This window comes from Lactobacillus sp. A27 (assembly GCF_016742815.1).
In the GTDB taxonomy this organism is placed as follows: Bacteria; Bacillota; Bacilli; order Lactobacillales; family Lactobacillaceae; genus Lactobacillus; species Lactobacillus gallinarum.
Genome location: NZ_JAEHNT010000003.1, coordinates 41937 through 52780, shown reverse-complemented (window position 1 = coordinate 52780; position 10844 = coordinate 41937). Strand labels below are relative to the sequence as shown.

The window sequence follows — 10844 nt, the reverse complement described above, 5'->3', positions numbered from 1 at the left end:
TTTTTGCGATTGCGATCATTATTATTTTGACGACGCTTATTGTTACGTCTTCTAGGCTTCTTTGAACCTGCATTATCTTCTTGTTTCTTTTCGTTCTTACGAATAGAAGAAACAGAGATCTTTATTTTATTGTTTTTCTCAGCGGGAGCGGAGTTTTGGAAACTACCTTTTAATTTTGCAACTTGTGCATCATCTATTGATGACATATGGTTCTTTATATCGAAGCCCAATTCCTTTGCTTTTTGGACTACAACTTTATTATCGACGCCCACTTCTTTTGCGACTTCATAAATTCTTTTCTTTGCCATCCAATCACACTCCTTCATTTATTTTTTTAATCAATGCCTTGGTAAAACCGACATCGGTTAATCCTAAAACTTTACGTTTTTTGCTGATAGCTTTGGAAATCTCATCAGCTGAAAATAAGTTTATTATAGGAACATTAACTTTTCTGGCAGCACGATCAACTTTTTCAGCGGTGTTGTCTTGAACGTCACACGCCATGATGACCGCGGTAATTTTTCCTTTGTTAAGCTTGGCAATCACAGTTTCTGTCCCAGTAATTAATTTACCAGCTCGCTGTGCTAAACCTAACAAATTAATCGCTTTTTGTCTATTTTGCAAACTTATTTATCACCAAACAATTCTTTTCTTGCTTTTTGATGATCAACATATGAATAAAGCTCGTCATAAAAACTATCTGGAACCTTAGCCCCTAAGCTACGATCTAAAATATGCTTTTCTTTAGCGGCTTTAATCTTGGTTGGATCAAGTGAAACATATGCGCCGCGTCCTGCTTTTTTGCCAGTAGGATCAACAGCAATATTCTTTTCTTTATCGATTACGACACGTACCAACTCTTTTTTAGGTTGCATAGTGTCGGTTAATAAATCCTTCCGCATTGGGATTTTTCTTTTTTTCAAAAAATCACCTATTCTTCAGTATTATCTTCGCTTGAACTTTCTTCTACCTGTGTAGCTGCTTTATCTGTATCAACTGAACTATCCTCATCAGATTCAGTATCAGCAGATTTGGCTGCAGTGTCTGACTCTTCATCAACAAATTCTACTTCAGATTCTGGACGAATATCAATCTTATAGCCTGTTAAGCGAGCAGCAAGACGTACATTTTGTCCCTTCTTACCAATAGCAAGTGACAATTGGTAATCTGGAACAATTACTAATGCACTCTTTTCTTCTTCATTATCACCAAATTGAACAGCAATTACTTCTGCTGGATTCAATGCATTAGCAATAAAGTCAGAAGGATCTTCTTCGTACTTAACGACATCAATATTTTCGCCACCAAGTTCATTAACAACATTTTGAACACGGGCACCCTTTTGACCTACACAAGTACCAACTGGATCAATGTTAGGGTCATTTGACTTAACAGCCATCTTAGTACGGTCGCCAGCTTCACGGGCAATTGATACAATTTCAACAGTTCCATCATAAATTTCAGGAACTTCTTGTTCAAATAATCGCTTGACAACATCAGGTGCAGTTCTTGAAACAACGATTTGTGCACCCTTAGAATCTGAGCCAACATGAGTTACAAGTACACGAATTTGATCTTGTGGGTTGTAAACTTCATTTGGCATTTGGTCACGTTGAGGCATCACAGCTTCAACATTGCCAATATTAACATATACAAAACGATTATCACGTCGTTCAACAGTACCTGTAACTAATTCATCTTCATATTGAGAATATTCGTCAATAATATGACTTCTTTCTGCTTCACGAAGACGTTGCATAATAACTTGCTTAGCAGTTTGAGCAGCAATTCGACCAAAGTTCTTTGGTGTAACTTCAAATCGAATTTCATCCCCAACTTCATAAGCACGATTAATTGCCAAGGCGTCTTTCAAACTAACTTCAAGACGGTCATCTTGTACTTCATCAACGACTGTCTTAACAGCCATTACCTTGAAGTTACCTCTTCTTTCATCGAAGTCAACTTCAACGTTTTGTGCTTGATTATAATTTTTCTTGTATGCAGCTACCAAAGCGGCCTTGATTGCATCAACAATAACATCTTGTTTAATGCCCTTGGTCTTTTCCAAGGTAGCAAACGCTTCTAGCATTTCTTTAGACATAAGTTTTTGATCAACCTTTCTAAAATTCAATTGCAAAACGAATCTTTGCAATTAACTTACGAGGGATAGTTAATTTCTTTCGTCTTGTTTTATCTTTTACTTCTAATACAATCTCATCATTATTATAGGATTTAAGCGTACCTTCATACACTTTTTTGTCCTCAATTTTTTGATAAAGACCAATATGAACATAATCATTCAGTGCTCTCTCCCAATCAGCTTCAGTCTTAATAGGGCGTTCAGCACCTGGAGATGATAACTCTAAAACATATGGATCAGGAAGCGGATCAGGATCAATTGTATCAAGTTTTTCAGAAACCAATTCACTTAAAGCCGCAATTTCATCGATATCGATACCATTGGGCTGACGATCAACATAGATTCGTAAATAGTTTTGACCTTTTTCCTTAACGTATTCCATATCAACTAACATGTCGCCATGCTCGTCAATAATTGTTTCGACAACTGGACGAACAAGATCTATAACTTTAGACAAAAAATTTCCTCCGTAATAAAAAGAGTGAGCATTACTGCTCACTCGAATTTACCTATTCGAACTTCTCTATTAGTATACCATGTTTTACATAACAATGTAATAATAACTCCTAGAAAAGTGATAATTGATTTTCATCGGGCATACCTTCCAGTACGCCATTGTCTTCGAAATAATTCATGATTGTTTGTGAAACTTTGCCGCGTTTTGCTAAATCTTCTTTAGATAAGAATTTCTTTTCAGCACGCGCAGCGACAATTTGCTTAGCCGCATTGTCACCTAAACCAGGAACCGCATTAAATGGTGCCAAAATAGTATGCTTATCTAAAATCTTGAAATCCGTAGCTTCTGATTGATCAATATCAACCATTTTAATTTTAATGCCGCGTTCAAGACATTCGTTAGCAATTTCCAAAACTGTCAATAAACTTTTATCTTTGGCTGAAGCATCGTTTCCTTTATCTTGAATTTCTTTCATTGCAGCTTTAACAGTGTTTTTACCATGACTCATTGCAACTAAATCAAATAAATCAGCACGCACTGAGAAATAAGCAGTGTAATAAATTTCTGGATAATATACTTTAAACCAGGCGATACGTAAAGCCATTAAAATATAAGCAGTGGCGTGAGCTTTAGGGAACATGTACTTAATCTTTAAACAAGAAGGAATATACCAATCAGGAATATTTTTATTCTTCTTCAAAATTGCCATATTTTCATCACTAATACCACGTCCGTGACGAACAGACTCCATAGTTGAAAAGGCAACTTCTGGTTTAACTCCCCAGTGAATCAAGTCCATCATAATGTTATCACGACAACCAATAACATCCTTTAATTTGCAAGTACCGTTATTGACTAAATCTTCTGCATTTCCTAACCATACATCGGTACCATGTGACAAACCAGAAATCTGCAATAATTCCGCAAAAGTTGTTGGTTTAGTTTCTTCAAGCATCCCTCTAACAAAACGTGTACCAAATTCTGGAACACCTAAAGTACCTGTTTCTGATTGGATTTGTTCTGGTGTTACTCCTAGAATTTTAGGACTTGAGAAAAGAGACATAACACCAGGATCATCCGGTGGAATAGTCAATGGATCAATTCCTGAAAGATCCTGCAAGTGACGAATCATGGTTGGATCATCGTGACCCAGAATATCAAACTTCAAAATATTATCGTGAATTGAGTGGAAGTCGTAGTGTGTAATTAACCATGCTGCATTAACATCATCAGCTGGATAAGATACAGGAGTAAAATCATAAATATCCATGTCATCAGGAACTACAACAATACCAGCAGGGTGCTGACCTGTAGTTCTTTTTACTCCACGAATACCACTAGCCAGGCGATCCAATTCCGCATTTCTAGCTTTCAAATCACGCTCTTCATCAAAGTGTTTTGCATAACCATATGCAGTCTTATCTGCAACCGTCGCAATAGTTCCGGCACGATAAGAATTATCTGGACCGAACATTACTCGAATAAAGTTATGCGCAACTGGTTGATAGTCTCCTGAGAAGTTCAAATCGATATCAGGAACTTTATCCCCATGGAAGCCTAGGAAAGTCGCAAACGGAATATCCTGTCCATCTTTAACTAAAGGCGTTCCACATTTTGGACAATCCTTATCAGGTAAGTCAAATCCAGAACCATATTCACCATTTTCAAAGAATTGCGAATATTTACACTTAGGACAACGATAATGTGGTGCAAGTGGATTAACTTCCGTAATTCCTGACATAGTAGCTACCAGACTGGAACCTACAGAACCACGAGAACCTACCAAGTAACCATCTTTATTTGACTTGGCCACCAGACGTTGAGAAATCAAGTAAATAACCGCATATCCATTAGAAATAATAGAATTTAATTCTAGATCAATTCTGTCTTTTACGATTTTAGGCAACGGCTTGCCATAAAGTTCATACGCCTTATCATAAGTTAACTTTTTCATTTCTTCATCAGCGTGTTCAATATGAGGTGGATATAATCCATCCTTAATTGGCTGAATCTCAGAAATTTCATCAGCAATCTTATTTGTATTATCAATAACGATTTCTTTGGCTACATCTTCACCTAAGAAACTAAATGCATCAAGCATTTCCTGAGTTGAATAAAAATGCAAATCAGGCTGCGGTTTATTTCTATTTGGATTAGATCGTTGCGCTGAAATTAAAATAGTTCGGTAAATAGCATCATGTGGTTCAACATAGTGTGCATCTCCTGTTGCAACAACAGGCTTATTCAATTCTTTACCTAACTTATAAATATTCCCAATAATTTCTTCAAGTTGTGCTTCATCTTTAATTAATCCATCCTCGATTAATTGAGAATAATTTGCAGGAGGTTGTACTTCCAAAAAGTCATAAAACTTAGCTTTTTCTCTAGCCTCGTCATAACCTTTCTGCATCATTGCTACAAAGACATCACCTTGCCAACAACCTGAGCCATAAAACAGACCTTCATGCAAACGAGCTAAATCTGATTTAGGAGTACGCGGAATTCGATAAAAGTCTTTCGTACTTGCTATTGAAACTAGTTTGTATAAATTCTTTAATCCCTTTTGATCTTTAGCCAAAATCGTCATGTGAGATGGTCGAGCTCGCTTATAAACCTCACCATGTGCAGCATAACCATTTAAGTTATTCAAATTATCTTCATTATATTTTTTCTTAAATGCATCTAGCAGCTTATACATTAAGTAACCAGTTGCTTCCGCATCTTGATTAGCTCTATGGTGATGTTCCAAGGAAACATTATATTTTTTGGCTAATGAATCCAAAGTATGACGGTTCTGTTCAGGGTGAAGCAAACGAGAAACTTCTAGCGTATCGACAACTGGTTGTGTGATTTCACTAAGACCAGATCTTCTTAAAGCGGCATTAACAAAGCCGACATCAAATTGAACATTGTGTCCACATAAAGGACGATCACCATAAAAGTCTTGGAATTGCTTAATAACTACATCTTCATCATCAGCAGCACTAACCATCTCATCCGTAATTGAAGTTAAATTAATGGTTTGTTCACTCAAAGGATGGTGTGGGTTAATGAATTTATCAAAACGTTCAATAACTTCGCCGTTTTTCATCTTAACAGCACCAATTTCAATAATAGTGTCATAAACAGATGAAAGACCAGTAGTTTCAACGTCGAAAATAACAAATTCACGATCTTCATAAGTCATTGGAGCTGGATTGATAACCAATAATGCATGGTCATCTATCATATTCGCTTCAACACCATATAAGATTTTTGTGCCTGTAGCTTTACCTGTACTATAAGCTTCTGGGAAGGACTGAACATCACCATGATCTGTAATAGCGATAGCCTTCTGACCAAATTTTTTAGCAGTTTTAATAAAATCACTTGGTGCATTAGTTGCATCTAATTGACTCATATTAGTGTGCAAATGAAGTTCTACTCTCTTTTGCTCACCCTCATATTTTTCCGTTCGTCCGATATGTTCAACTGTTTCAAAGCTGCTAATGTTGAATACTACATCATGTACCCATTGATCATCGATTGCTGAACCTTGCATTTTAGCCCAAGTACCAGGCTTAATTGCAGCCATTTGCTCAATTTGTTCCTTATTTGAAGCAAATTTCTTAAACGCAATTGAATCACTATAGTCAGTAATTTCACCTGTAAAAATTACTGAACCGTTTTTCAATTCTCTACTTTCAATATTGAAAATATTACCTTCAATTACAACATTTCGAGTACCATCTTCAACATCTTGAATTTGCGTAATCGGAGCATTTTCATCTAGTTTTCGATTGCCATAACTAGTACGCTTGGTTTGGTACTGCTGCTTTGGTTTAGGCTTCGGCTTTTCCGGAGTATTGTTAAAAGCCTCCTGCATACTTTTTTCATGTTCATGCTGAAGCTCTTGCAAACTTTCTAAACTGTTTTGTAAATTAGTTTGATCGACTTCGGTTATAAATTTTAAATTAAAGAAACCAAAGTCACGCATCTCTTCAGCCAAATCATCTAAAGCCTTTTGTTCGATTAATCCATCAATTACATTGTTATCTACTGGAATAACCCAACGACCATTTTCTTTTTTAGGTTTTTGTCCAGCTAAAAATTCTCTAGCGACGGGAGATAAAGTATTTGAATTCTGTACCGCATAATGCCAGTAATCTGGCAAGTATTGATCAGAACCATCACCTGTACCAACAAAAAATCTTACATTTACAAATGCTGAAAAAGTTTCTTCTATTGCTTTTCTTAATGCTACATAAGTGTCATATTTCAAAGGAGTATCAAAAAAAACATGGATATCCCACCTATGTTCTTTAGCGTAAACATCCACGTTTTCAACCTTTCCCTTTTGAAGAAGATCATTATCTTCAAAACTATCAGGGAAATGAACTTGTTTGAGCAATTTTAAGAAAAGATCATTTTTATTTGCCACAAAAATTATCCTAACTCTTGATTTACAAACTTATCTAATTCATCAATTGACATTTCGGTTGCCTTATCATCAGTAGGTCTCTTAACCTCAACGATACCATCAGCAGCCTTCTTACCAACCGTAATTCTAATAGGTGCACCGACTAAATCTGCATCTGCGAACTTAACACCAGCACGTTCCTTACGGTCATCGTATAAAACATCATACTTTTCACTGAACCTCTTTTCAAGTTTTTCAGCTAATTCGGTTTGATCTTCTTTATTCATTTTCATTTGAACAATGTGAATTGCAAATGGTGCAATTTCTTTTGGCCAAGCAACACCGTGTTCAGTCAAGTGTTGTTCTACAGCTGCTGAAAGCATTCTGGTAACACCAATACCATATGAACCCATGATAACAGGCTTAGCCTTACCATTTTGATCCAAGAAATCAGCACCCATAGTCTTAGTGTAATAAGTTCCAAGCTTGAAAATATGACCAACTTCGATTGATGTTGTGAACTTAAGTGGCAAATGATCAACAGGATCTGGTTCGCCTTCGTTTGCTGTTCTAATGTCAGCAAATTCATCAACCTTAAAATCACGACCCAAGTTAGCATTTTCAAATTGGTAATCAGTTTCACCAGCGCCAACGACTACGTTGTAAAGATTCTTAACAGTTTCGTCTGCAATAATCTTGTCAGCCCAATCAGCATTAACAGGACCAACGCCGCCCTTTTCACTACCAGTAATTTCTTTCAAATCAGCAGTGTCTGCTTCATGAACTTCATCAGCGTCAAGAACATGTCCAAGTTTTACTTCATTGATTTGCTTATCGCCACGAATTAAAACCAAAACTTTTTGATCATCCGCAATATAAAGAATACTCTTAACAATTCTAGTTGCTGGAACATTCAAGAACTTAGCTAATTTTTCGATTGTATCACAATCTGGAGTTGCTACTTTAGTAAGTTCCTTGGCATCTTCTGGTTCTTGTTTAAAGGTATCAATACTCTTAGCCATTTCAAGGTTAGCAGCATATGTTCCCTTTTCATTAGTAGCAATAGTATCTTCACCAATAGCAGCTGGTGCTTGGAATTCAGTTGAGTTTTTACCACCCATTGTACCTGAGTCAGCAATTACTGGGTGTACAGTAACACCGGCACGCTTAAAGATTCGCTTATATGCACTCTTTTGATCATCAAATTGCTCATCTAATTGATCACGAGTTGCGGCAAAACTATAACCATCAAGCATGACAAATTCACGACCACGGAGTAAACCGAAACGAGGACGATTTTCATCACGGAATTTAGTTTGAATTTGGTACAAAGCTAATGGCATTTGCTTATAACTCTTAAGGTTCTTAGCAATAATTTCAGTAAAAGTCTCTTCATGGGTAGGTCCAAGCAAACTTTCACGGCCATGGCGATCCTTCAATTTGAACATTTCAGCGCCGTACTTCTTGTAACGACCTGATTCTTGCCATAAAGTAGCTGGTAATAAATGAGGCATGATCATTTCAGGAACATTGATTTTTTCCATTTCATCTTCAATAATTCCTTCAGCCTTACGTAATACACGATAACCTAATGGAAGATAAGCATAAACACCAGCAGTAACCTGACGAATATATCCCCCTCTAATCATCAACTTGTGGCTTTCTGCCACAGCATCTGATGGAGCTTCCTTTAAAGTTGGCATAAAAAATTTTGATTGACGCATTACTTTCTCCTAAAGTAAAAACAAAACTAACTATTATTAATTATTTTATAAAATAGCGATAAATGTCATTGCCTGTAACTGCAATAATTAATACTAATAATAAACCAAAGCCAATTAATTCAACAATTGCCTCATGTTCTTCTGAAATTGGTTTACCACGAACTAATTCAATTAAGTTCAATAAAAGTTTACCACCATCTAAACCTGGAATTGGAATTAAATTAACAATTCCCAAATTAATTGAGATCATTGCTAAAAAGGCTAATACATATGTAAAGCCCATTTGTGAAACTTGCGAAGTTTGAGAGTAAATTCCTACAGGACCAGATAATTTATTAAGACTAAAATGTCTAAATAAGTTACCTACTGCATTAAAAATCAAACCGGTTGTAGAAACAGCTGTATCCCAACCTCTTTTTAATTTTACGCCAGCATTTTCATTACTTTTAGCAACAATACCTATTTGATAAATTTTTTGCTTCTGAATTCGATGAGCCTTTGGTTTAACTATTACAGTTTTAGTAGAGCCATCTTTACTTAATTCAAATTTAAGACTCTTACCTTTGCTTTGATTAACTTTTTCAGTTACCTGTTCAAAGCTATTAATCTTTTGACCATTAACCGCTACAATTCGATCACCTGGTTCAATTTTAGCAATCTGAGCAGGTGAACCATTCGTAGTAGATTGAATAGTAGTTGTGGCTGGACCTGGCACCGTAAATGTCCAGATTAAGAACACAACAAAACCTAATAAAATATTCATAAAAGGACCAGCAAAATTAGTTGCTAACTTTTGCCAGACCTTTGCTTCATTAAATTGAGTATCACGAGGTGCAATGATTAATTCGGTACCATTTTTTTCAATGATAGTTGCATCATGATTAACATGGTAAGTTACCGGTTTATTTTCATCGCCATTCTCATAGCCTTCAATTACTAAATTATCTACTAAATCTGCCTTAGTAACTTGAACGGGAATACCCTCTATTGGCATGTCAGATTCAGAAGCATCTATTCTAACCACTTCATCCTGATCATTTAACTGCAAAATTACAGTCATGCCCGGATCTAATTTGCTTTCATCATCAGATCCTGCTAATCGAACATAACCACCAAGTGGTAGCCACCTGATAGTATAAGTAGTAGGATTTCTTCTAATCTGAAATAACTTAGGTCCCATACCAATTGAGAATTCTCGCACAAGTATACCTGATTTTTTGGCTACAATAAAATGTCCAAATTCATGGACAAAAACTAATAAGCCAAAAACGATTAAAAAGATTAGTATACCTTTCAATAAAATTCTCCTAGTGAACAATACCTAAGATAGCAGCTACTACGGGTAAAACAAATAACATACTATCAAATCGGTCTAAAATACCACCATGTCCTGGTAAAATTTTACCAGAGTCTTTAACACCGTAGAAACGCTTATATGCTGACTCAACTAGGTCACCCATTTGACCTACGATTGAAAGGAAGAATGCCAAAATTACCATAGTTAATTCGGAAACTCCAAAAACAATGTTAAAGTGACTCAAAATTGCTAGGTAAATTGCACTACAAATCAATGCACAAATAACGGCACCAATTGATCCTTCCCAAGTTTTATTAGGGCTAATTACTGGCCATAACTTATGTTTTCCAATCTTACGACCGATCATGTAAGCACCAATATCAGTTGACCAAACAACTACAAACACGTAACCCAATAAAGCTAAACCATTTTGCGGGTAAGCTCTAATGGCTGCCATGTAGTGGAAGCCAATCCCTATATAAAGTGATGCCAAGATGTAAACACCAACATCATCGAAAGTAGTCTTATTTTTAGAAAGTACTGTCCAGGTTAAGAACAGCATAACAATTCCAAAGAATACTCCGAATTTGGTTATATTAGGTGGGAATGCCTTAAAAAATGCATCCGGCACTGTCCATGTCAAAGTTGCAAGCAATGCTAGCAAGAAATCAAATGAGACCAAAATCTGTTTTTTCATTAAAAAGATCTCACTAATGCCGACTGCAGCAAATAATACAGTCAACCAATCCATCCAAAGGCCACCTGCAAGCACAATTGGAATAAATAAAATCAAGGCAATAACTGCCGTAATTACACGTTGTTTCATA

The 10844-nt window shown here is 36.1% G+C and carries 9 protein-coding genes; all 9 read right to left on the bottom strand.

Annotated elements, in window-relative coordinates; genetic code table 11:
• A partial coding sequence (locus JEM49_RS00590) for a translation initiation factor IF-2 N-terminal domain-containing protein (protein WP_201873139.1) occupies positions 1 to 308 on the bottom strand: 308 nt, incomplete at its 3' end.
• A gap of 4 nt (positions 309 to 312) precedes the next feature.
• The gene (locus tag JEM49_RS00585) at positions 313 to 624 is read right to left on the bottom strand and encodes a L7Ae/L30e/S12e/Gadd45 family ribosomal protein (protein ID WP_025005939.1); all 312 of its coding nucleotides are present in this window, start codon (positions 622 to 624) and stop codon (positions 313 to 315) included.
• Positions 625 to 626: 2 nt separating this feature from the next.
• Positions 627 to 923 carry an RNase P modulator RnpM gene (rnpM, locus tag JEM49_RS00580; RefSeq protein WP_025005938.1) on the bottom strand — a complete coding sequence of 99 codons (297 nt, stop codon included), beginning with the start codon at positions 921 to 923 and terminating at the stop codon, positions 627 to 629.
• Positions 924 to 931: 8 nt separating this feature from the next.
• Positions 932 to 2101 carry a transcription termination factor NusA gene (gene nusA / locus JEM49_RS00575; RefSeq protein ID WP_098036266.1) on the bottom strand — a complete coding sequence of 390 codons (1170 nt, stop codon included), beginning with the start codon at positions 2099 to 2101 and terminating at the stop codon, positions 932 to 934.
• Positions 2102 to 2120: 19 nt separating this feature from the next.
• Positions 2121 to 2597: a ribosome maturation factor RimP gene (gene rimP / locus JEM49_RS00570; protein ID WP_098036248.1), complete on the bottom strand. Its 477-nt coding sequence runs from the start codon at positions 2595 to 2597 to the stop codon at positions 2121 to 2123.
• A gap of 109 nt (positions 2598 to 2706) precedes the next feature.
• Complete coding sequence (locus JEM49_RS00565; RefSeq protein ID WP_201873136.1) at positions 2707 to 7017, bottom strand: PolC-type DNA polymerase III; 4311 nt, start codon at positions 7015 to 7017, stop codon at positions 2707 to 2709.
• Positions 7018 to 7022: 5 nt separating this feature from the next.
• Entirely contained in the window at positions 7023 to 8720 is a 1698-nt protein-coding gene (locus JEM49_RS00560; RefSeq protein WP_098043782.1) for a proline--tRNA ligase, read from the bottom strand.
• 40 nt (positions 8721 to 8760) lie between these two features.
• The gene (gene rseP / locus JEM49_RS00555) at positions 8761 to 10017 is read right to left on the bottom strand and encodes an RIP metalloprotease RseP (RefSeq protein ID WP_201873134.1); all 1257 of its coding nucleotides are present in this window, start codon (positions 10015 to 10017) and stop codon (positions 8761 to 8763) included.
• A 10-nt stretch (positions 10018 to 10027) separates the two neighbouring features.
• Positions 10028 to 10843, bottom strand: coding sequence for a phosphatidate cytidylyltransferase (locus tag JEM49_RS00550; protein ID WP_056945435.1), 816 nt, complete (start codon positions 10841 to 10843; stop codon positions 10028 to 10030).
• Position 10844 lies beyond the last annotated feature (1 nt).

What these genes read in the sequence shown, in the direction of transcription:
- nusA (WP_098036266.1), bottom strand. Translation starts at nt 2,101, where the DNA reads ATGTCTAAAGAAATGCTAGAAGCGTTTGCTACCTTGGAAAAGACCAAG.
- JEM49_RS00550 (WP_056945435.1), bottom strand. Translation starts at nt 10,843, where the DNA reads ATGAAACAACGTGTAATTACGGCAGTTATTGCCTTGATTTTATTTATT.
- JEM49_RS00560 (WP_098043782.1), bottom strand. Translation starts at nt 8,720, where the DNA reads ATGCGTCAATCAAAATTTTTTATGCCAACTTTAAAGGAAGCTCCATCA.